The sequence below is a fragment of the uncultured Algibacter sp. genome (assembly GCF_963976535.1).
Taxonomy (GTDB): Bacteria; Bacteroidota; Bacteroidia; order Flavobacteriales; family Flavobacteriaceae; genus Algibacter_B.
Genome location: NZ_CAXBLF010000014.1, coordinates 23246 through 44493, shown reverse-complemented (window position 1 = coordinate 44493; position 21248 = coordinate 23246). Strand labels below are relative to the sequence as shown.

The 21248-nt window shown below is 31.3% G+C and carries 22 protein-coding genes and 2 pseudogenes; 12 read left to right on the top strand and 12 right to left on the bottom strand.

The window, feature by feature from the left end:
* Window positions 1–14 precede the first annotated feature (14 nt).
* Window positions 15–395 (top strand): DoxX family protein, encoded by a 381-nt coding sequence (locus tag AAC024_RS06135; protein ID WP_339894340.1) that lies wholly within the window; start codon window positions 15–17, stop codon window positions 393–395.
* A 3-nt stretch (window positions 396–398) separates the two neighbouring features.
* Here AAC024_RS06135 and AAC024_RS06130 read toward each other — a convergent pair whose 3' ends face one another.
* The 6 genes and pseudogenes from AAC024_RS06130 to AAC024_RS06105 all read right to left on the bottom strand — a co-directional run bounded on the left by AAC024_RS06130 (window position 399) and on the right by AAC024_RS06105 (window position 6018).
* A complete protein-coding gene (locus AAC024_RS06130) occupies window positions 399–1136 on the bottom strand; it encodes a hypothetical protein (protein ID WP_339894339.1) in 738 nt (245 codons plus the stop codon).
* Window positions 1137–1223: 87 nt separating this feature from the next.
* Window positions 1224–1457, bottom strand: a pseudogene (locus AAC024_RS06125) (BRCT domain-containing protein); the annotation flags it as partial.
* A gap of 54 nt (window positions 1458–1511) precedes the next feature.
* Window positions 1512–2102, bottom strand: a pseudogene (locus AAC024_RS06120) (3'-5' exonuclease); the annotation flags it as partial.
* Window positions 2099–4540 carry an NAD-dependent DNA ligase LigA gene (ligA, locus tag AAC024_RS06115; RefSeq protein WP_339894337.1) on the bottom strand — a complete coding sequence of 814 codons (2442 nt, stop codon included), beginning with the start codon at window positions 4538–4540 and terminating at the stop codon, window positions 2099–2101. The pseudogene AAC024_RS06120 and the gene ligA, both read right to left, overlap by 4 nt.
* 56 nt (window positions 4541–4596) lie before the next feature.
* Window positions 4597–5463 (bottom strand): peptide chain release factor N(5)-glutamine methyltransferase, encoded by an 867-nt coding sequence (gene prmC, locus AAC024_RS06110; protein WP_339894336.1) that lies wholly within the window; start codon window positions 5461–5463, stop codon window positions 4597–4599.
* A gap of 51 nt (window positions 5464–5514) precedes the next feature.
* A complete protein-coding gene (locus AAC024_RS06105) occupies window positions 5515–6018 on the bottom strand; it encodes a GNAT family N-acetyltransferase (protein ID WP_339894335.1) in 504 nt (167 codons plus the stop codon).
* 155 nt (window positions 6019–6173) lie between these two features.
* Between AAC024_RS06105 and AAC024_RS06100 the strand changes: the two genes are divergently transcribed.
* From AAC024_RS06100 to AAC024_RS06085, 4 genes are read left to right on the top strand one after another with little or no spacing between them, the layout of a single operon-like run.
* The gene (locus AAC024_RS06100) at window positions 6174–6629 is read left to right on the top strand and encodes a hypothetical protein (RefSeq protein ID WP_339894333.1); all 456 of its coding nucleotides are present in this window, start codon (window positions 6174–6176) and stop codon (window positions 6627–6629) included.
* Window positions 6630–6631: 2 nt separating this feature from the next.
* Window positions 6632–7636: a bifunctional diaminohydroxyphosphoribosylaminopyrimidine deaminase/5-amino-6-(5-phosphoribosylamino)uracil reductase RibD gene (gene ribD, locus AAC024_RS06095; RefSeq protein WP_339894332.1), complete on the top strand. Its 1005-nt coding sequence runs from the start codon at window positions 6632–6634 to the stop codon at window positions 7634–7636.
* Entirely contained in the window at window positions 7629–8240 is a 612-nt protein-coding gene (locus AAC024_RS06090) for an HAD family phosphatase (RefSeq protein WP_339894331.1), read from the top strand. The genes ribD and AAC024_RS06090 overlap by 8 nt, the downstream gene beginning before the upstream one ends.
* Before the next feature lie 4 nt (window positions 8241–8244).
* The gene (locus tag AAC024_RS06085; RefSeq protein ID WP_339894329.1) at window positions 8245–8859 is read left to right on the top strand and encodes a YigZ family protein; all 615 of its coding nucleotides are present in this window, start codon (window positions 8245–8247) and stop codon (window positions 8857–8859) included.
* A 198-nt stretch (window positions 8860–9057) separates the two neighbouring features.
* On the opposite strand, the gene AAC024_RS06080 is transcribed toward AAC024_RS06085, so the two are convergent.
* Window positions 9058–9456: a thioesterase family protein gene (locus tag AAC024_RS06080; protein WP_339894328.1), complete on the bottom strand. Its 399-nt coding sequence runs from the start codon at window positions 9454–9456 to the stop codon at window positions 9058–9060.
* A gap of 188 nt (window positions 9457–9644) precedes the next feature.
* Between AAC024_RS06080 and dnaA the strand changes: the two genes are divergently transcribed.
* From dnaA to AAC024_RS06065, 3 genes are read left to right on the top strand one after another with little or no spacing between them, the layout of a single operon-like run.
* The gene (dnaA, locus tag AAC024_RS06075) at window positions 9645–11072 is read left to right on the top strand and encodes a chromosomal replication initiator protein DnaA (protein WP_339894326.1); all 1428 of its coding nucleotides are present in this window, start codon (window positions 9645–9647) and stop codon (window positions 11070–11072) included.
* A gap of 12 nt (window positions 11073–11084) precedes the next feature.
* Complete coding sequence (locus AAC024_RS06070) at window positions 11085–11534, top strand: low molecular weight protein-tyrosine-phosphatase (protein ID WP_339894325.1); 450 nt, start codon at window positions 11085–11087, stop codon at window positions 11532–11534.
* A 51-nt stretch (window positions 11535–11585) separates the two neighbouring features.
* Window positions 11586–12302 (top strand): SAM-dependent methyltransferase, encoded by a 717-nt coding sequence (locus AAC024_RS06065; RefSeq protein ID WP_339894324.1) that lies wholly within the window; start codon window positions 11586–11588, stop codon window positions 12300–12302.
* Between the two features lie 72 nt (window positions 12303–12374).
* Here the strand turns inward: AAC024_RS06065 and AAC024_RS06060 are convergent, their stop codons facing one another.
* The 5 genes from AAC024_RS06060 to dapF all read right to left on the bottom strand — a co-directional run bounded on the left by AAC024_RS06060 (window position 12375) and on the right by dapF (window position 16394).
* Complete coding sequence (locus AAC024_RS06060) at window positions 12375–13034, bottom strand: peptidoglycan-binding protein LysM (protein WP_339894322.1); 660 nt, start codon at window positions 13032–13034, stop codon at window positions 12375–12377.
* A 110-nt stretch (window positions 13035–13144) separates the two neighbouring features.
* The gene (locus AAC024_RS06055; protein WP_339894321.1) at window positions 13145–14056 is read right to left on the bottom strand and encodes a DUF2279 domain-containing protein; all 912 of its coding nucleotides are present in this window, start codon (window positions 14054–14056) and stop codon (window positions 13145–13147) included.
* Window positions 14056–15099, bottom strand: coding sequence for an endolytic transglycosylase MltG (mltG, locus tag AAC024_RS06050; protein ID WP_339894320.1), 1044 nt, complete (start codon window positions 15097–15099; stop codon window positions 14056–14058). Before mltG ends, AAC024_RS06055 begins: the two co-directional genes overlap by 1 nt.
* Entirely contained in the window at window positions 15100–15624 is a 525-nt protein-coding gene (locus AAC024_RS06045; RefSeq protein WP_339894319.1) for a GNAT family protein, read from the bottom strand.
* A complete protein-coding gene (dapF, locus tag AAC024_RS06040; RefSeq protein ID WP_339894318.1) occupies window positions 15621–16394 on the bottom strand; it encodes a diaminopimelate epimerase in 774 nt (257 codons plus the stop codon). Before dapF ends, AAC024_RS06045 begins: the two co-directional genes overlap by 4 nt.
* A 427-nt stretch (window positions 16395–16821) precedes the next feature.
* On the opposite strand from dapF, the gene AAC024_RS06035 reads away from it, so the two are divergent.
* From AAC024_RS06035 to AAC024_RS06020, 4 genes are all read left to right on the top strand, one after another.
* Window positions 16822–18225, top strand: coding sequence for a trypsin-like peptidase domain-containing protein (locus tag AAC024_RS06035; RefSeq protein ID WP_339894317.1), 1404 nt, complete (start codon window positions 16822–16824; stop codon window positions 18223–18225).
* 139 nt (window positions 18226–18364) lie between these two features.
* Window positions 18365–19813 carry a glyceraldehyde-3-phosphate dehydrogenase gene (locus AAC024_RS06030; protein ID WP_339894315.1) on the top strand — a complete coding sequence of 483 codons (1449 nt, stop codon included), beginning with the start codon at window positions 18365–18367 and terminating at the stop codon, window positions 19811–19813.
* Between the two features lie 300 nt (window positions 19814–20113).
* Window positions 20114–20737 carry a tRNA (guanine-N1)-methyltransferase gene (locus AAC024_RS06025; protein ID WP_339894314.1) on the top strand — a complete coding sequence of 208 codons (624 nt, stop codon included), beginning with the start codon at window positions 20114–20116 and terminating at the stop codon, window positions 20735–20737.
* 57 nt (window positions 20738–20794) lie between these two features.
* On the top strand, window positions 20795–21232 hold the full coding sequence (locus AAC024_RS06020) for a GNAT family N-acetyltransferase (protein ID WP_339894313.1): 438 nt from the start codon (window positions 20795–20797) through the stop codon (window positions 21230–21232).
* The last annotated feature ends 16 nt before the right edge of the window (window positions 21233–21248 follow it).

The window sequence follows — 21248 nt, the reverse complement described above, 5'->3', positions numbered from 1 at the left end:
AAAGCATCTTAATTATGAAAAAATACTTTCCTTTAGCTTTGCGACTAATTGTAGCAATTATTTTAATTCAAACTTTACGTTTCAAATTTTCTGCACACCCTGATAGTGTTTATATATTTGAAAAAGTAGGTTTAGAACCCATCGGAAGAATAGGTATTGGCATTCTAGAACTTATTGCTGCAATCCTGATACTTATCCCAAAAACTATTTGGATAGGAGCAGGTTTAACTTTAGGCCTTATTGGAGGTGCTATTGTTATGCATCTCACAAAATTAGGAATTGAAGTAAAAAATGATGGCGGTTTACTTTTTGGTACAGCCGTACTTACGTTTATACTTTCTGCGCTAATTCTTTTCTTACACAAAAAAAATATTCCCTTTTTAAAGAAAGCATAACAATTATTCTATAATTACATATTCTCCTTCTTCGTTAGAAACATTCAATAATTTTGATTGTTGGTAAAGGAAATAAAAGGCTCCTAGAGAAAGCGTGGTAGACAAAAAGTTTAAAAAACATCTTGGAGCCACATAGATATATGCTATATCTATTACCTCTGAAAAAACAATAAATAAAGCACCTAAGAATAAGTAAAACGATTTTTTATTGTCTTTGTAAAAATAATTCAATAATGCTAAAGATAACAATAGGAGTAGCACTATATTATAAGTTAATTCTAAATAATAATCGCTTTCTAGTACGAGGTTCGGATTAATTATAGCATGCAAAACATATAATAAGTAAATATTTAAAATACTTAAAACTATTAAATGCATTTTTAAATGTTTTATAACGTACTTAAAATTAAGAGATTTAACTATTTTAATTATTAAAAAAACATAAGCCATTATGTATAATGCATTACCAATATAATACTCAAAATCGTAGAGTTTTAACGACTCATCATAGGGCATGTTACGAATGACTATACCCAAGATATCTGACAACGAATAACTTACTAAAAACATCAAAAACAATTTGCTTTTCCGTTCTATAAATAAAACGTAAAGGATGGTTATTAATGGTACAATTAAAGCATTAAAATAAAACGCGACCACTTCATTACCGCTAAATTCAAAAATAGCAAATAAGAAATAGGATATTAAAACAAAACCTATCAAGACTTTCGACTTGTACATAAAAGTAATTTATTGTTCGAGTACAAATATAATTAAAATTTACAACTAAACGTTAAAAAATTACATTTAATCGATAAAAAACATGAATTAGTTTACTTTTTGTAGGAATTGATATTCTGTAAGTAGCGCTATTCCTAGCGTTTCAGCTTTCGCCTTTTTACTGGGTCCCATATTATCTCCAGCAACTATATAACTTGTTTTTGATGAAATGGAGCTGCTTACCTTCCCCCCGTTATCTTCGATTAGTTTTTTTAGCTCATTTCTAGAAACTGAATGAAAAATACCAGAAATAACAATCTTTTTTCCTTCTAAAATATTGGTCATTATACCAAATACTTGTTCAATCTTGAATCTTCTGTCTATTATTTCCTCTTCAAGTTCTTTAAAAGAATTAAAAGCATTTGTTTGACTTTGCGGTTTTTTCCTTTTAATAGAATTAGTTGATGTGCTTTTTAAAAATGAGCTAACATCATCAATCTCTAGTAGTAATTTTGAAAAAACTCTACCACAGACATAAGCATCTTCCAACGCATTATGATAATTATCTTGCTGAATAGAATAATACTCTGCTAAAGTACTTAGTTTATAATTTTCTAATTCCAAAACCTTTCTTGAAATTCTTAATGTACAATAACAATTATTTATGGGTTGTTTTAAATTATATCTTTTAAGAGAATAATTTAAAACAGAAATATCAAAACTAGAATTATGAGCAATAATAACTTTATTTTCAAAAAAATGATTGATATCATTCCAAACTTCATTGAACTCACGTTCATTTAAAACATCGCTTTCTCTAATCCCATGAATTCTTGTCGTAAAAGGATTAAATTTTTCAATATTAGGGTTTATCAGCGAATAATATTCATTTACAACTTCTCCCTTATTAAACTCAACAATACCAATTGAACAAGGGTTTTTCCCGCTTGCTGTTTCAAAATCAAATGCAACGTAATTCTCAATCATTTTAATAACTCATAAAATTCTTCCTCACTTATCATTTTTATATTTTCTTTTTCCGCTTTATCCTTTTTACTTGGTCCCATATTATCACCTACAATTAAAAACGATGTACTCTTTGATAACGAACCAACATTTTTTCCGCCATTTTCCACAATCATTTTTTTAAGCTCATTTCTATCGATATTGAACTTACCAGAAACAACAAAAGAAAACCCCTTTAATTTTTCAGAATTCAACTCTTTTTTTTCAATTTCAAAATTAAGTCCAACTCTTTGAAGCCTATTAATTATCTTGATATTTTCTTCATTACTAAAAAATAACAAAATATTATTTGCAACGCTCTCACCAATATCTCTAATGGCAACCAAATCCTCAAAACTAGCTTTAACCAAATCCTTTAATATTAAAAAATGGTTAGCTAAATTTTTTGCACTAACCTCCCCAACGTCACTTACTCCTAGAGAAAACAACACTTTATCGAAAGTTCTTTCTTTCGATGTTTCGATTGATTTTAAAAGATTTTCAGCTGTCTTACTTTGAATACCAACTCTACTTCTATCACTTACCCTAATTATAAACTCTTCAAATTTATCTTGCTCATTATATTTAGGTATATTTAAAGCCTCATCTATAAAACTCAAAGAATCTAAATTAGAATCGTCAAATAAATCTAAACTAGTTGTGCTTGAAAATTTTAAATCTAGAAGTAAATTAAAAGAAGAAAAATGTTTAAAGTTTGAATAGTTGCATAAATCAACTGTATGAAATTTTTCTTTTAGATTTTCTTTAAATTTATAAAATTTCTTTAAATCAATTCCATCAGGCAATTCAAATTCTTCTATAAAAATATCTTCAATTTTATTTAAATGTTTAGCAATAAAATCTGAATCTGAACGAGTCAGATTTCCCCAGCCTTGACTTAACCCATAAATAGACTTACCAATAGGAACTTGTAATTGATTATTCTTTTTCAATCCTGCTTCTTCATTATCTAACCACATTCTAATTCCATTAATCTCATCATAACTTAAATAATATAAATCTGAGTAATTATGAATTTTATCATGATGATATAACAATTCTATAATCCCTATACCTAAACCATCAATATTCATTGCTTTTCTTGATGCAAAATGTTGAATACGTCCAACAATTTGTGGATGACAACCATTATAATTTGGACAAAAATGTTTTGCTTCACCTTCTAATCTTTCTAATGGTGTTTTACATTCTGGACAAAGAGTGATGTATTGTGTTGGTTTAGAACTTATTGAACGCTTACTTAAATCTACTCCAAGAATTTTGGGAATAATTTCGCCACCTTTTTCAACATAAACGACGTCACCTACTCTAATATCCAGTTTTTCAATTTGGTCTGCATTGTGTAATGATGCACGTTTAACCGTTGTTCCTGCTAATTCTACAGGCTCTAAATTAGCCACAGGAGTAATGGCGCCAGTTCGTCCAACTTGATATGTAATACTGTTTAATCGTGTAGATACTTGTTCCGCTTTAAACTTGTAAGCCATGGCCCAACGTGGTGCTTTTGCAGTATAACCTAATTCTTCTTGTTGCTGTAAATCATTAACCTTTATAACAACACCATCGGTTTCATAAGGCAAATCGTGACGATGCACATCCCAATAGGCAATAAATTCTAAAACTTCTTCAATAGAATGAGCCAATGTAGCAGCTTCAGGCACTTTAAAACCCCATTGTCTCGCTTTATCAAGGCTTTCAAATTGCGTATTGATTCCTAAATTAGATCCTGTTAAATTATAAAGCAAACATTCTAGTGGGCGTTTAGCAATCTCAGCACTATCTTGTAATTTCAAACTCCCTGAAGCTGTATTTCTTGGATTTCTATAAGGCTCTTCACCAATTTCAATCCGCTCTTCATTCATTTTATTAAAACCATCAAAAGGCAATACAATTTCACCTCGTATATCAAACTTTGATGGATAATCCCCTTTTAATTGCAACGGTACAGATTTTATAGTTCTTACATTCGCCGTTACATTATCACCTTGAAAACCATCTCCTCTAGTAACCGCTTTTACTAATGTACCAGATTCATAAGTTAAACTTATGGACGCCCCATCATATTTTAATTCACAAGTATATTTAATATCACCATCAACCAATTTTTTAATTCGTGTTTCCCAATCTTGTAAATCTTCTTTAGAATAAGAATTCTCTAAAGAATACATACGATGTTCATGAACAATGGTTTCAAAATTCTTAGTCACGGCGCCCCCAACCCGTTGTGTTGGCGAATTGGCATCAAAAAACTCAGGATGTTTAGCTTCTAATTCTTGAAGTGTCTTCAGTTTAATATCAAAATCATAATCTGAAATGGTTGCCTTATCAAGCACATAATAATTGTGGTTATGTTCTCTTAGTTCAATCCTTAGGTTTTTTATTTGTTGTTCTATACTCATTTACTTGTAAAATATTTACTTGAAATTTTGAAAATTTCAAATTCTAAAATCGTTAATCAAAATTCGTCAATCTTTTCTCCTTTTATCATCCTATCTTTTCTAAAAATATCTTGTTTCAACTCTATGTTTCTGAAATCATTATCATTTAATAATTCAATCATATCATTCCCTAAATATTCATTAATTTCAAAAAACAACTGCCCTTCATTAGTTAGGTTATTCGATGCAAATTGAGTTATTGCTTCATAAAAAAGCAACGGATTTTTATCTTTTACAAAAAGCGCCAAATGTGGTTCATTATCTATAACATTAGCTTTCATAAGTTCTTTTTCCTGGGCTCTTATATAAGGCGGATTGGAAACTATGATATTAAATTTATGAGATACTGAAACTAGTTCAGTATGACCTGCGGTCAATATATCAGCTTCAATAAACTCAACATTAACATCATTTAAATCCGCATTTTGTTTTGCTATTTTTAGCGCTTCCGCGGAAACATCCAGAGCATAAACCTTAGCATTTGGTGAATTTTTAGCTAACGAAATAGCAATACAACCGCTTCCTGTTCCTATATCCAAAATATTAATAGGATTATTACCATCATTTTTTTTCAAAACCCATGCTACCAATTCTTCGGTTTCTGGTCTGGGAATTAAAACATGGTCATTCACTTTAATAGGCAATCCATAAAACTCCGTTTCTCCTATTATATATTGAATTGGTTTTTGCTGTTTTAATAATTCTAAAGCATTTAGGATTTTTTCTGAACCATCAATAGCATAATCAGGATCCATAGCTAACTGAATTCTTGACACACCATAATAGGATTCTATCAACATAAAAAAGAAGCTATCAACTTCCTCTTTACCATACATAGAATCTAAGGCTCGATGAAATGTATTTTGAATATCTTTTAGTTTCAATTAATTTTATTTTTAATAACGAATCCCAATCTAAAAATCGTAAATCATAATTCACAAATCCTTCAACATCCATACACCACATGAATAATGCCCCGTATTTCCTAGTGCATTTTCTAAATGTTTAAACCCATAACTCTCATAAATATGGATAGCCGCTTTAAGTTGTGATGCCGATTCTAAATAACATTGTTTATAACCCAACGCTTTAGCTGCTTGCATGCATTTTTCAAACAAAGCTCTTCCATAACCTTTACCTCTTACTTTCGGCGAGAAATACATTTTTTGAATTTCACAAACCTCATTTTCATTATCCTTTAATGGTTTAACACCGCCACCTCCTAAAATTTCTCCGTTAGCATCAATCACATAATACACATCGTTATCATTTTGATAAGACTCAAACATCCTTGGTGTTTCAGCATCAGAATAGGCTGTGCCTTCTAAGGGAATTTTAAACTCATGAAAACAAGCTCTAATAACTTGCTCTAATTGTGCATTATCTTGAGGTTCAATTTCTCGAATAACTATAGTATCTTTACTCACTTTAATTGGCATTTTTGAAGTAGTGAAGATACATTAAATTGAAAAAAATTGAAATGAAACCAACATGAATTTTCATTATTTTATATGAACTTAAAATGATTGAAATTTGTGAGAGTTACTGAATGTATTTATTTTTTATAAAATTCAGCAATAAAAAAATCAAACAGATGAAAAAACTTATAATCTTATCAACAATATGCATCGCTATTATTAGCTGTTCTGTAAATGAAAAACCTCAGTTCGTTGGCATAGATAATATCAAGGTTTTAGAATCGACTTCGAAGTACGTTACGTTTACTGCAGATGCCTTGTTTATCAATCCAAATGATATTGGCGGCGAATTGCAAACCGATGAAATAAAAGTGTTTATAAATGATAATGAAATGGCTTCTGTTTCAACAGAGCGTTTTGAAGTACCAGCAAAAAAGAAATTTTCAATTCCATTAAAAACAAATGTTCCTACTGATAGCCTGTTTAGCAACAAAAGTATTGGCGGCTTAATTGGAAGTTTGTTTAGCAAGAAAGTGAAAGTGCAATACATAGGCGATATTAAATATAAAGTATTAGGCTTTTCGTACACCTATAATATTGACAAAACCGAAGATGTAAAAATTAAATTTTAGTATTGACACAACACGATATTTACATAAAGCGTTGTATACAAATTGCTAAAAATGGTTTAGGAAGCACCAGCCCAAACCCCATGGTTGGCAGTGTAATTGTTTATAAGAATACCATTATAGGCGAAGGTTTTACCAGCCCTTACGGAGGAAATCATGCCGAAGTAAATGCAATAAATTCCGTTTCAAATAAAGATGTATTAAAAGAAGCCACGCTTTATGTAACTCTAGAACCGTGTTCGCACTTTGGCAAAACACCACCTTGTAGCGATCTTATTGTGAAGCACAAAATACCAAACGTGGTTATTGGTTGTGTTGATGATAATGAAAAAGTAGCCGGCAAAGGGATTAACAAATTAAGAACTAGTGGTTGTAATGTCACTGTTGGTGTTTTAGAAAATGAGTGTAAAAATCATCATAAACGATTTTTTACTTTTCATAATAAAAAACGGCCTTATATTATTTTAAAATGGGCAGAAACCAATGATGGCTTTATTGCTCCAGAAACTAAAAACGAACAAAAACCCGTATGGATTACCAATGCCTTTTCAAGACAATTAGTGCATAAATGGCGTGCAGAAGAGCAAGCTATTTTGGTTGGAACAAACACTGTGCAAGAGGATAATCCTTCATTAACTGTTAGAGATTGGACTGGAGAAAATCCGATTAGGATCGTTATTGATAAAAATGAAAAGCTTTCAAAAACACACACGGTCTTTAATGCAGATGTTGAAACTATTTTAATTTCAAAAAACAATATTAATTTTTCAAAAAACGTTGCAAAACAAATATGTGACTTTCTATTCGAAAAGCATATTAATTCTGTTATCATTGAAGGTGGTGCAAAAACACTACAATCATGTATAGATGCAAATCTTTGGGATGAAGCCAGAGTCTTTACTGGACAACTGGAATTCAAAAAAGGCATTAAAGCACCTAAATTTAAAGGGAAACTAATTTCCGAAGAAAACATAATAACTGATACTCTTAAAATTTATAAGAATGATTAAAACCATCATTTTCGATTTCGGCAATGTATTCGTTAACTTAAATATTGATGCCGCACACAAACATGCCTTAGACACCTTTCAAATTGACGCTCTTTCAGAAGAAATGCTGGGATTTAATAGTTTTTATGAGCAAGGATTAATTTCTACGGATGAATTTCTTGAGTTTTACGCTGAAAACTTTCCAAAATTATCAAAAGTAGAACTTATAGATATTTGGAATTTTATGCTCAAAGATTTCCCTGAAAATCGTTTAGACTTTTTGAAAACATTACAACAATCTTCAAAATATAAATTGATTTTATTGAGTAACACCAATACCCTTCATATAAATTACATACAAGAACATATTTCCTTTTATGCGGAATTCAAAAATTGTTTTGATGCATTCTATCTTTCTCACGAAATAAATTTAGTAAAACCCAATCAAGATATTTTTGAATTTGTTTTAAATGATAATAAACTCAAAGCTGAAGAATGTCTCTTTATTGATGATAATCAAGACAATATAAATGCAGCACATACCTTGAAGCTTAAAACGTGGCATATAAACCCCGAAACTGAAGATGTTATCAATCTATTTGAAACTAAGAAAAACTTGTTTTAATTAAATGCTTGAAAAAGACACATACAAAACTATTGGAGCAACACCTGAACCTGTTTTATTCAAAGATAAAAACAGCAAATTCTTCGGCTATGCCTTTCCTGTTTTAAATGAAGATACTGTTAGATTACATTTAGAAAAATTAAAAAAAGAACATCATTCTGCAAGACATTGGTGTTATGCATACCAGATTGGGACTGAAACCATATCCTATCGTGCTAATGATGATGGCGAACCAAATAATTCTGCAGGTATGCCCATTTACGGACAAATACAATCTTTTGAAGTTACCAATATTTTAATTGTTGTAGTTCGCTATTTTGGTGGGGTAAAACTTGGTGTCGGCGGTTTAATTAACGCTTATAAAACTACTGCACAACTAATTCTACAAGCTTCAAACATTATTGAAAAAACTATTGATATTGACTATTTGATTTCTTTTGACTATAAGAATATGAATACCGTCATGCGAGTTATAAAAGAGAAGTCTCTTAATATTATGAATCAAAAATTAGAAATGGATTGCAAGATTACTATATCGGTAAGAAAAAATGAAGCTGAATCCATTTTTAAAATTTTTAAGAATCTTTATGAAATTGATATAAAAGAGCTACTAGCCTGATTTCGATTAATTATCAGACATATAACATTCTAAATTTCTAGGTTTAATAAACAATTAATGTCATCTCCTGCAAGGTCTCGTTTTGACCTTGTAGGTGTCAAAATTCAAAAAACAGACCTACAAGGTTTTAAAAACCTTATAGGATTACTATACTATAGCTAATCAATTATTTGTTAACCTAATAACTTAGATTATAATTTAATCCTCAAGTAAGTCTAAAATATATTTTGGAGCCTTTACTGGTCTGTTTGTTTTCATATCTATAAAAACTAAAGTTGTATTTGCAATTGTTATAATTTCGCCGTTTTTATTAGTAATTTCGTACTCGAATTCAATCTTAGCAGTTGGCTTGCTTTTTAGTTGTGTTTTTACATTAATTACATCATCATAACCTGCTGATTTTTTATAGTTTATACTCAAAGAAACCACTGGTAACATAATCCCATTTTCTTCCATTGATTTATAAGAAATTCCTAAATTTCTCAACCACTCAATTCGCCCCATTTCAAGATATAGCGCATAGTTACCGTGATATACAACACCCATTTGGTCTGTTTCACCATATCTCACTCTTATTTGTATTTCATCGATTTTCATAAGCTTTATTGAATATTTTTTTGTAGTTTCGGCAAGAGCTTAAACATGAGGAAAAATTTCTTAATATTCAATAGTAAATCATTTTTTTTTTAAGAATTTTGTTCACATATTTGCCTCACAATAAAAGGGGGATATGAAAAGTCAGTTTTCATATAAAATCTAACAAAAAAAATCAACAAAACTAAAGCATGACTGTAACTGCGCAATCGGTATGGATTAATTGTCTGGAATTTATTAAGGATAACATCCAACCGCAAGCATATAAAACTTGGTTTGAACCCATTAAAGCAGTTAAACTTACTGATAGCGCATTAAGTATTCAAGTACCTAGTAAATTCTTTTACGAATGGCTTGAAGAACATTATGTGAAAATCCTAAAAGTTGCTCTTACTAAAGAATTAGGTGAAACTGCCAAACTTGTTTACATTATTAAAATGGAAAACACATATGGTAATAAGCAACCTTTTACTGAAAAAATTCCTAGTTCAAATAGAGGTTCGTTAAAATCTCAAGATGTTGATGTTCCTTTTAATAATAAGAGCCCACAATTACGTAATCCGTTTGTAATTCCTGGTATTAGAAATGTAAAAATTGAATCTCAACTTAATCCTAACTATAGTTTTGAAAATTTCTTAGAAGGTGATTCTAATAGATTAGCACGTAGCGCAGGATTAGCAGTTGCAAATAAACCAGGAGGTACTTCTTTCAATCCATTATTAATATTTGGAGGCGTTGGTTTAGGAAAAACACACTTAGCTCATGCTATTGGTGTTGACATTAAAGACAAATACCCAGAAAAAACAGTTTTATATATTTCTGCTGAAAAATTTACACAACAATATATTGACGCCGTAAAAAAGAATAATAGAAATGATTTTATTCATTTTTACCAAATTATAGATGTCCTTATCATAGATGACGTACAATTCTTATCGGGAAAAACAGGAACACAAGACGTATTCTTCCATATTTTCAATCACTTACATCAAAACGGAAAGCAAGTTATTTTAACTAGTGATAAGGCACCTGTTGATATGCAAGATATTGAACAACGTTTATTATCGCGTTTTAAATGGGGACTATCCGCTGAATTACAAAATCCAGATTTTGAAACCCGAGTTTCGATACTAAAAAACAAACTATATCGCGATGGTGTTGAAATGCCAGATGATATTATTGAGTACGTTGCCAAAAACATTAAATCTAATGTTAGAGAACTTGAAGGCGCTATTATTTCGTTAATTGCACAATCGTCTTTCAATAAAAAGGAAATTACTATTGATTTAGCCCGTATTATCGTTGAGAAATTTGTCAAGAACACAAAACGCGAAGTTTCAATAGATTATATCCAAAAAATAGTATCTGACTACTTTCAAATGGACGTTGATACTTTACAATCAAAAACGAGAAAGCGTCATATTGTTCAAGCGCGTCAATTAGCCATGTTTTTTGCTAAAAAACTCACTAAAGCTTCTTTAGCAAGTATTGGTTCTCAAATAGGAAAACGAGACCATGCCACTGTTCTGCATGCTTGTAAAACCGTAGATAACTTATCTTCAACAGATAAACAATTCAGAAAATATGTTGAAGACATTACCAAAAAACTTTCCGTTTAAAATAATCACATCATGACTAAAATTTTGATGGTTTGCCTAGGAAACATTTGCCGTTCTCCTCTAGCCGAGGGTATCTTAAAATCAAAACTTTCAAATGATTTTATAGTAGATTCAGCTGGTACCGCTAACTATCATGTAGGAAGCGCTCCTGATAAACGCTCTATTGCCGTTGCTAGAAAACACGGATTGGATATTTCAAATCTAAGCGGGCGTCAATTTGATAGTTCTGATTTTGATGTTTTTGATATGATTTACGTTATGGACGACTCGAATTTTCAAAACATTGTTAAACTAGCAAGAAACGATGAAGATATTGTTAAAGTGAAATTAATTTTGAATGAAGTGCATCCCAATAAAAATTATGAAGTTCCTGATCCGTACTATGGAGGCGACCATGGTTTTGAAAATGTATATCAAATGCTAGATGAAGCCTGCGATAATATAGTGAAGAAACTCATCTAATTTTATAAGAATAATAATTCTAAAGCTGTTAAAAACTTTATTATAGATAAAATGAAGAATCATATTGGTAAATTATACCTTATTCCAACAACATTAGGAGACAACGATCCATTAGAAGTTTTACCTATAACAGTTAAACACACTATTGATAATATTAACACTTTTATCGTTGAAAACGATAAAACAGCAAGACGTTTCATTAAAAAGATAAGTCCCGAAAAATCGCAACCATCTCTAAACATGTTTCATTTAAATAAGTTTACTGATAAAGCCGAATTACCTTCTTTCTTAACCCCTTGTTTACATGGGATTGATGTTGGCTTATTATCCGAAGCTGGTTGCCCAGGTGTAGCTGATCCTGGTGCTGATATTGTAAAATTAGCCCATGAGAAAAACATAAAAGTCGTTCCTCTAGTCGGTCCTTCTTCTATTTTAATGGCTCTAATGAGTTCTGGCATGAACGGACAAAGTTTTGCTTTTAATGGATACCTTCCAATTGATAAAGATGAACGAAAAATCGAAATTAAACATTTAGAACGTTTATCATTTGAACATAATCAATCACAAATATTTATTGAAACGCCTTATAGGAACAATAAAATGCTAGAAGATTTATCTACTGTTTTAGAAAACAACACGAGTGTCTGTGTGGCTTGCGATATTACTTTAAGCAGTGAGTTTATAAAAACACAATCCGCAAATCAATGGAAAAAAAATAAGGTAGACCTCCATAAGAGACCTACCATTTTTATTATTCATAAATCCTAAGATTCCCGCCTCCGCGAGAATGACAATTTCAAATGAAACCGAGATTAAAAAAATTCGGAGTATCTTTTTCAACTAAATAGCTTTAGCTCGCTTATTTGGTTTTACAAAAGAGGTATCATATCCAGAAAAACGCTTCATATAATAATGAACTGTAGTGCCATAACCATCAGCAAAATTATCTAAACCATAACTTCTTAAATATTTTTTTACACTTCCAGGTCCAGCTAAATGTGCTGCTGCTAATACCCCAGACTCAGTAACAATAATACCGTTAATACGTTTTCCAACGAAATTCTTAATATCACGTCGTAAAATCCATTTGTTACGGGCTGCATTAGCAATAAATGCCTTTTCTTGCAATCTTGGATTCTTTAAAAAACTAGCAGGGTTATTAATCCCAATCATTTTTAAAGTTTCAGTTCCAAATTGATATTTACCTAAATATCCATAAGTATTCACTGAAGAATAATCGCCGCCAGACTCTTTAAAGGCTAAAGCTTCTTTAAAGCCAACAAAAGATTTTCCTAAATAAGGTGAAAACGAGTTATCTTCATCATTATATACTAAAGAATTGTTTACTTCTTGAGCATCAATACTGACTGTGTAATTTAAGACTAAGCCTTCCGTAGAGTACTTACTTAAATCAATCGTTTCATTTGACTGAAACGAAACATACAATAGTGCTAATATTGTAAGCGTCAGGGTCGCGTAACTTGCAATATTTTTTACCATAATTTTAAATTTTTTCAGTACATTTTAACATATAATATACCTTGAAATTTGAGCGTGCAAAATTAAGCTTTTTTTTAATAACATCAAAATTAATCGCTTATGTGCTATTTTTAATTGTAGAATAGATGAAATACAACTCCTTTTTTATTAAATTCAAGGGTGGGAAATGGTATTTTTATCATATTAAAAACATCAAAAACAGACCTTAACAATTTTGAGTTTGTCTTAATTTTAGTCAAATTTAAATCAAAACTCAAAAAGTACTGCCTATATCGCTGATTACTTGTTAACACTGGAGTGTCAATATCTTTTGTTCCTGTTAGCATCCCTTCTGCGCCATAGCCTACAGCTATATTTAACCATTTAGGAATCTTGCTTTCTTTAAAGAATGCATGCAAATTAGCACTAAGCCAATACGTTTGCCCATTATAATCTTTCAAAATTTGCTCTAAATATGTTTCACCGAGCTTATCTGGACGTTGTTTAGCATATTTTGTTTGATGAAAAGAGTATTTTAAAGCAATTCGTTGCTCTTTCCACAGTAAATCTTGTCCAATATAAAGTCCAGTACCTGTTCCATTAGCCAAAATATCTCCCCATGAAAATCCCCATTCCTCAGAATATCCATCCAATACTTCAACGGCAGTCAAAAATGTAAACCCTAAAGTTGCTCCATACAACAATTGGTCGCGTTCACTAACTCCACTCCAGTTTAATAGTTTTGCACCATGTTTTCCTAATTGGTATGATGTAAATACATGACCCAGTTTATCCATTTGCAACCATTCACTGTTATCATTAATCGTATGGAATTTAGAGCGTTCAAAATCAGCATACCAAAGCTGATTTAAACCCACAAGCGTGATTATTCCTAAAGAAGCTTCTGAAACTAAAATAGCATTTCGCCGTGGTTTATTAAGTGAATCACTTGGTGTCAAAAAAGCATCAAGTTTAGTTTGAGAGAAAGCGGTTAATGGTATTAAAACTAACAGTATAATATGTTTTACTCTAGAAAAACGCACTACTTATTTATCCCTTGAGATGACAAATAACGTTGATATTCTCTGGCATTTACATTATGTTGTGCTAAGGTTTTAGCAAATTTATGATAACCAAAGCGTTTAGCATCGGCAGCAAAATATAAATAGTTGTGTTTCTCATAATTTAAAACAGCTTTAATTGCTGAAATATCTGGCATTGCAATTAACCCTGGTGGCAATCCTCTATATTTATAAGTATTATAAGGAGATTCAATTTCTTTATGAACATTTAATACTCTTTTTATAACGGTATTCTTATACTTTGGCAGTTTGTATGCTGCAAATTTTAAAGTAGGGTCTGCTTGAAGTGGCATACCTATTCGTAATCTATTCATGTAAACGCCGGCAATTCTTGGTTGCTCACTAGCTTGCTTTGATTCTTCATAAACAATGGATGCCAAAGCAATCACTTGGTTTTGAGATAAACCATTATCATGTGCTTTTTCAATTCTTGTATCAGTCCAAAAACGCTTATATTCTCTGAGCATTCTACTTCTAAAAGCTTCCGCTGAAGTATTCCAGAAAAACTCGTAACTATTAGGTAAATACATGCCCAATGCAGTGGCTTCGTTAAATTTATTTTCAACCAAAAAGGCACTATCATGCATAGCTTTTATAAGCGAAATGCTATCTGCTTCAATGTCATTTGAAATGCGTCCTGCTAATTTTTCTAAAGTACTTTGGTTATTAAACGAAACTTTTATTGGTAAATTTTCACTTCGGATAGAATTAATAATATCGTTATTAGTCATGCCCTTTTTAATAGCATACTTTCCCGCTTTTATATTTGTGGTGTATTTTTTCTGTTTTGCTAAATCATCAAACGAATCAATATCATCCAACAACGGCTCTAATTGACTTCTAACATCATCATAACTTGCACTGGACGGAATATATATATAAGCCGTTTCATTATTAAAAGCTGTATTTGGCTTCAACATGGCTTTATAAACAAAATTCGCAAAAAAAGCAGCCACAATAAGACCTATGACTAGAATCGCTAAAAGTATCTTTTTTATGTACATTTAATTATTAATAAGCTGAAATAAATATTCGTTTTTATAAGAACCATTTACGTAGTTCCAATCTTTTTTAAGTCCGATTTTTTTAAAACCATGATTTACAAACAATTTTACACTGACTTCATTTTCTTCTGAAATATTACAATATAACTGATGCAAGCCTAAATGTGTAAAACTATAATCAATCAATAATTTTAAGGCTTCACGCCCGTAACCTCTCTTTCTGTCATTAGATTCTTTTACTAAAATACCAACTCCTGCTCTACTATTTTTAAAATCAAAATCAAATAAATCAATCATTCCTAAAGCTATATTTTCGTAATTTGAAATCACCAACCGCAATTGTTTAACTTCAAAAATATCTTTGTGAGCATGCTCAAGATATTGTTTAATTAAAAATTTAGAATATGGCGTTTGGGTATTGCTAATTTCCCAAATTGACTCATCATTTTCAATAGCATGAATAAACTCTAAGTCTTCGGGCTCTAAGGCACGTAAATATATGTTCTTACCTTTTAAAGTTATCATATACTGCCTTTATAAACAAACGTTGCAGGACCAATGAGCCACACATTATTATAGGTATTGTTTTCAACATCAAAACACACTTCTAGCGCTCCGCCTTCAACATTTAGGACAATATGATTTTTTTTAGTTTCCCCAATGTAATGCATCGCTATAGCTACAGCTGTAACACCAGTACCGCATGATAAGGTTTCATCTTCAACCCCGCGCTCGTAAGTCCTAACTCTAAAGGTTGTATCAGATTGTTTCTTTACAAAATTAACGTTGCTACCGGTTGGATTATAAGGTTTACCATATCGAATATTTGCTCCCTTAGATTTAATATCAAAATCTTCAATTTGATTTTCAAATTGAACATGATGCGGCGAACCTGTATCTAAAAACACGTGGTTTTCATGTTTTTCAATGGTATCAACATCCAACATTTGAAGCTTAACAATATGACCTCTTATTGTAGCATGATGCACGCCATCTGTTGCCTCAAAAACAGCCTTGTTTGTGATAACACCTAATTGTTTTGCAAATGCCACTAAACAACGTCCACCATTTCCGCACATAGAACTTTCATTGCCATCGGCATTATAGTAAACCATTTTAAAATCATACTCAGGATGATTCTCTAATAAGATAAGTCCGTCTGCTCCTATTCCAAAACGTCTGTCGCATAAAAACTTAACACGATTGGTATCGTTTTTATCGAATATTTGTTGACGATTATCAATCATCACAAAATCGTTTCCCGTTCCTTGGTATTTATAAAAGGTCTGTTGCATAATGTAAGGCAAAGATAAAGAAGTGTTTTAAATTTTTTGGTTGTTAGCTAGAATTTTGATTTTTATATAAAGGCCTCTTGATAATGGGTAAATATGAATGGGAAGCGCGTTAGGGATTGAAGTGAAAAGCCCACAGTGAGTCCCGATAGCTATCGGGACGAACGAGGACTTGCAGCGGAAAGCCCGCCCCTTGTGGTAACGCCCAAATAATTATTGGTTGAAAACAGTTTAGTCTTGAAACTTTTATGGATTGTTAAATAGGCGTTAAAGTTGGCGTTAAAAATCGTTAAAACTTTATTAGCAATTCAATATTTATTTAATTTTAATCGTTGTATGATTACCGTCTGCACGGAACGACAAATATAAAGGAAACCTTAAGACAAAATGACTCAAGGCATTATTTTTAGATAAAACTTAAATGAAAATTATGAAGAAGATTTTAACATTAGTATTGGTTTCAGCTTTAGGTGGCATTTTCACATTAGGAGCCTACAAACTTTTTATAGAAGACGACAAACCTATTTTGGTTGCCACTGAAATAGCAAACCCAACATTTTTACCTACCAGTAGTATTGACACGGTATTTAATGCTGAAAAAGCACCTGATTTTACTGTGGCTGCTGAAAACACGGTTAATGCAGTTGTACATGTTAAAAATTTAGCACAAAGTTCTGGACAAATGACTTTTGAGGATTTATATTTTGGAAGACGGTCTCAAAGCCCACACATTGGTTCGGGATCTGGGGTAATTATTAATACTGATGGTTATATTATTACCAATAATCATGTTATTAATAATGCACAAGAAATTTCGGTTACCATGAACAATAATAAAACTTATATAGCTGAACTTATTGGAACTGATCCAAAAACCGATATTGCGCTTTTAAAAATTGATTCGGATGAAGATTTACCATTTGTAACATTTGGTGATTCAGATAATGCAAAAATTGGTGAATGGGTTTTAGCAGTTGGTAACCCATTCAATTTAACATCAACCGTTACAGCAGGTATTATAAGTGCAAAGGCCAGAGACTTATCTGGCACAAGTAAGCAATCTTTTATTCAAACTGATGCGGCAGTAAACCCAGGAAATTCTGGTGGAGCGCTTGTAAATACTAAAGGAGAATTAGTTGGTATAAATACAGCTATAACTTCTCAAACGGGCTCTTACGTTGGGTATTCATTTGCTGTTCCAAGTAATATTGCTAGAAAAGTAATTGAAGATATCATGGAATATGGCAATGTACAGAATGGTATTTTAGGAATACAAGGTGGCGCATTAAACAGTTTGGTTGCTGAAAAAATAGGCGTTACTGATACTGAAGGTGTGTATATTGATAGTGTTGTTGAAGATTCTGGTGCTGAAAAAGCTGGGGTAAAAAAAGGTGATATTATCAAAGAAATTGACAATATTAAAATTTCTAAATTTTCAGATTTAACAGGCCATTTAAATACAAAACGTCCTAGTGATGTTGTAAATTTAAGCGTATTAAGAGATGGAGAAACTACAAATATTCCTGTTACTTTAGCTAAAAATGAGACTTTTACAATGCCTTTAGTTGGAAGAATTAAAAATGCTAAAGCTTCTGATTTGAAAAAACATAAAGCAACTTATGGCGTTAAAATAACCGACTTAAATTCTAAATATGCTGATTACTGGCGAAGAAATGGTATTCAAGAAGGTTGCATTATAACCTCAGTAAACGATATAAAGGTTACATCTATTGATGATGTGCAAAATGCCTTAAAAAATCAAGAAAATTCAGGAGCATTAAGAATAGAGCTTATTAATTCTAAAGGAGAAAAAGAGCGTTATAATTTTAAATAGTTAGTTTTTACATTGTAATAAACCCTTCAAATTTAGTTATTTTTTGAAGGGTTATTTTTTTGTTAAAATACGCTACGAAAACGTTTGAAATATGGTATTTTTGCCAAAATTTTTAAACACAAACTAAACTAATTAAGCAATGGGTTCTAACAAAGCTTATGAAAAAGAATTAGCCTTTCAAGCAGATCGCAGAAAAGCTACGGTAGAATTTATTAAAACCGTAAGTGATTTATGGTATGATAAATCCATTGAATTGGTTCTATTTAGAAATCAACTAATTGATAGAAATGTAAGTCAGATTTTAAATTTACATGAATACGCAGGTAAATTTGTTCAAAAACCGATTTCAATTTTTGATTCTGTAGAGATTGCTCAGGCTATTAACATCCTAAATATTGCGCCAGCAAAATTAGATATAGGGAAACTTACCTATGAATATCATTTAGATGATAATAAACATAACAATGCCAAAGCGTTTGTTGCTAATAAATTGAAAGATGCCAGTAAGAATGGTGACATAGAACCTAAAGATGTTATTCTTTATGGTTTTGGTAGAATTGGCAGATTGGTTGCTAGAGAGCTTATGACTAGAACCGGAAAAGGTAGTCAATTACGTTTAAGAGCCATTGTAACGAGAGGTGCCATTGATGCCCAAATACTTGAAAAAAGAGCGTCTCTTTTACGTAACGATTCTGTACATGGCGATTTTCCTGGAACGGTTTCTGTTGATGCAAAAAATAGCGCATTGATTATTAATGGTACAACAGTGAATATTATTTCAGTAAATACCCCAGAAGACATTGATTATACCAAATTCAACATTAATAATGCTTTAGTTATTGATAATACTGGTGCATTTAGAGATAAAGAAGCTTTAAGTAAACATTTAAAATCTAAAGGTGTAGATAAAGTTTTATTAACGGCTCCTGGAAAAGGCGTTCCTAATATAGTTTACGGGGTTAATCATAAAGAACACAACCCAGATAAAGTAAATATTTTTTCAGCTGCATCTTGTACAACCAATGCTATAACGCCTGTTTTAAAAGCTATTGAAGATTCTTTTGGAGTTAAAAGTGGCCATTTAGAAACCATTCATGCCTATACAAACGATCAAAATTTGGTTGATAATTTTCATAAAAAATACCGTCGTGGTAGAGCCGCTGGTTTAAATATGGTAATCACCGAAACTGGTGCTGGAAGTGCCGTTGCTAAGGCCTTACCAAGTCTGGAAGGCAAATTAACTTCTAATGCTATTCGCGTGCCAGTACCTAACGGATCTTTGGCTATTCTTAATTTAGAATTGATAAGCAAAACGTCTCATAATGGCATCAATACCATTTTAAAGAAATATGCTCTAGAAGGCGATTTAGTTGAGCAAATAAAATATGAACTCAGCGATGAACTAGTGTCTAGCGATATAGTTGGATGTTCAGCACCATCCATTTATGATAGTAAAGCCACTATTGTTCGTAAAGATGGTAAAAACATCATCTTATACATTTGGTACGATAACGAATACGGTTATAGTCATCAAGTTATAAGACTAGCAAAATATATAGCAAAAGTAAGACGTTATACATACTATTAAAATACGTACCATTGCTATTTTAAATTTACCAAAATAAGAAGCAGTAATTTTTTCTTTAGATGAAAAAAAAAAATTAAGCATAGCAATAGTTACGGTTCTTTTTTATTTTGAAATATAAAGGAAAAAGAACCATTTTGATTTGGTCAATTTAATGTAGTAATGGTACCGTCATCTAAATTCAAATTTAAACCGTATATAAATTAGCCTCATTTTATGAGGCTTTTTGATTATTATAATCATTTAATAAACAATATTTTATAAATTCGCAAACCAAATACAACCAATAAAATCCATTTTAAAATGAATCCTTTCAAATCTTTATTTTTCATAGTATTTACCTGCTTAATTAGCTTCACCACATTTTCACAAGCCAAACAAGACGACGAGACATTGTCTTTATACAAAGGCACTATTGATAATCAGTTTGAATATATTCTTAAAAAATCTGGTAATTTTAAAGGTACAAACGGTCAAGCTTATGAAGCTGTAAAGCGCAGTATGTTTCTAGCCTTAAGAGCCCATACTATGGATTCTTTAAAAACAGTTCATAAAAACTTAGCAGAAACACAAGTAGTAGTTAAAAATCAAGCCAAAGAAATTGCAGATTTAAAATCTAGTCTTTCTAACACTAAAGTAGATTTAGACAAAACCAATTCTGAGAAAAACAATATGGCTTTGTTTGGTATGCAAATGAGCAAAATCAACTATAATGTGCTTATGTGGACTATTATTGCAGGTTTACTAGGGCTACTTATTTTCTTTATCTATAAATTTAAAAACAGTAATTCAGTTACTCGAGAAGCAAAACATAGTTTAGCAGAAATTGAAGAAGAATTTGAAGAACACCGCAGAACAGCTTTAGAGCGTGAGCAAAAAGTAAGACGCCAATTACAAGACGAAATTAATAAGCAGAAGAAAGGATAATAACTTTTTTTCGCTTTACTTATGTTGGTATAACTTCACATTGCAGATTTTTTTGTTATGACAATTATACAAGCAACTACTGAACATTTAGATGATTTGATTCCGCTTTTCGATGGATACCGCGTGTTTTACCGGCAACCCTCTAATATTAAAGATGTTCGAGCATTTTTAAAAGAACGCCTAACCAAACAAGACTCAGTAATCTATATTGCCTATTTAGACGCTATTGCTGTTGGTTTTACACAGCTTTATTTTTTATTTTCGTCAGTAAGTATGAAACCTGTGTTTTTATTGAATGATTTATATATACATTCTAATTATCGAAACAAAAATATCGGCACCGCATTAATCAATAAGGCTAAAGCACTTTGTAAAGAAAAAGGATACAAAGGCATTATAATCCAAACTGAAAATAATAATCCTGCGCAGCATTTATATCAGCGTGAAGGGTTTGTTTTGGATGCCGATTTATCATTTTTTTGGAAGGCTAATTGAAACTTGGGTTTGTCAG

What these genes read in the sequence shown, in the direction of transcription:
- AAC024_RS06135 (WP_339894340.1), top strand. Translation starts at nt 15, where the DNA reads ATGAAAAAATACTTTCCTTTAGCTTTGCGACTAATTGTAGCAATTATT.
- AAC024_RS06130 (WP_339894339.1), bottom strand. Translation starts at nt 1,136, where the DNA reads ATGTACAAGTCGAAAGTCTTGATAGGTTTTGTTTTAATATCCTATTTC.
- ligA (WP_339894337.1), bottom strand. Translation starts at nt 4,540, where the DNA reads ATGAGTATAGAACAACAAATAAAAAACCTAAGGATTGAACTAAGAGAA.
- AAC024_RS06105 (WP_339894335.1), bottom strand. Translation starts at nt 6,018, where the DNA reads ATGCCAATTAAAGTGAGTAAAGATACTATAGTTATTCGAGAAATTGAA.
- AAC024_RS06100 (WP_339894333.1), top strand. Translation starts at nt 6,174, where the DNA reads ATGAAAAAACTTATAATCTTATCAACAATATGCATCGCTATTATTAGC.
- AAC024_RS06090 (WP_339894331.1), top strand. Translation starts at nt 7,629, where the DNA reads ATGATTAAAACCATCATTTTCGATTTCGGCAATGTATTCGTTAACTTA.
- AAC024_RS06085 (WP_339894329.1), top strand. Translation starts at nt 8,245, where the DNA reads ATGCTTGAAAAAGACACATACAAAACTATTGGAGCAACACCTGAACCT.
- AAC024_RS06080 (WP_339894328.1), bottom strand. Translation starts at nt 9,456, where the DNA reads ATGAAAATCGATGAAATACAAATAAGAGTGAGATATGGTGAAACAGAC.
- dnaA (WP_339894326.1), top strand. Translation starts at nt 9,645, where the DNA reads ATGACTGTAACTGCGCAATCGGTATGGATTAATTGTCTGGAATTTATT.
- AAC024_RS06070 (WP_339894325.1), top strand. Translation starts at nt 11,085, where the DNA reads ATGACTAAAATTTTGATGGTTTGCCTAGGAAACATTTGCCGTTCTCCT.
- AAC024_RS06065 (WP_339894324.1), top strand. Translation starts at nt 11,586, where the DNA reads ATGAAGAATCATATTGGTAAATTATACCTTATTCCAACAACATTAGGA.
- AAC024_RS06060 (WP_339894322.1), bottom strand. Translation starts at nt 13,034, where the DNA reads ATGGTAAAAAATATTGCAAGTTACGCGACCCTGACGCTTACAATATTA.
- mltG (WP_339894320.1), bottom strand. Translation starts at nt 15,099, where the DNA reads ATGTACATAAAAAAGATACTTTTAGCGATTCTAGTCATAGGTCTTATT.
- AAC024_RS06045 (WP_339894319.1), bottom strand. Translation starts at nt 15,624, where the DNA reads ATGATAACTTTAAAAGGTAAGAACATATATTTACGTGCCTTAGAGCCC.
- dapF (WP_339894318.1), bottom strand. Translation starts at nt 16,394, where the DNA reads ATGCAACAGACCTTTTATAAATACCAAGGAACGGGAAACGATTTTGTG.
- AAC024_RS06035 (WP_339894317.1), top strand. Translation starts at nt 16,822, where the DNA reads ATGAAGAAGATTTTAACATTAGTATTGGTTTCAGCTTTAGGTGGCATT.
- AAC024_RS06030 (WP_339894315.1), top strand. Translation starts at nt 18,365, where the DNA reads ATGGGTTCTAACAAAGCTTATGAAAAAGAATTAGCCTTTCAAGCAGAT.
- AAC024_RS06025 (WP_339894314.1), top strand. Translation starts at nt 20,114, where the DNA reads ATGAATCCTTTCAAATCTTTATTTTTCATAGTATTTACCTGCTTAATT.
- AAC024_RS06020 (WP_339894313.1), top strand. Translation starts at nt 20,795, where the DNA reads ATGACAATTATACAAGCAACTACTGAACATTTAGATGATTTGATTCCG.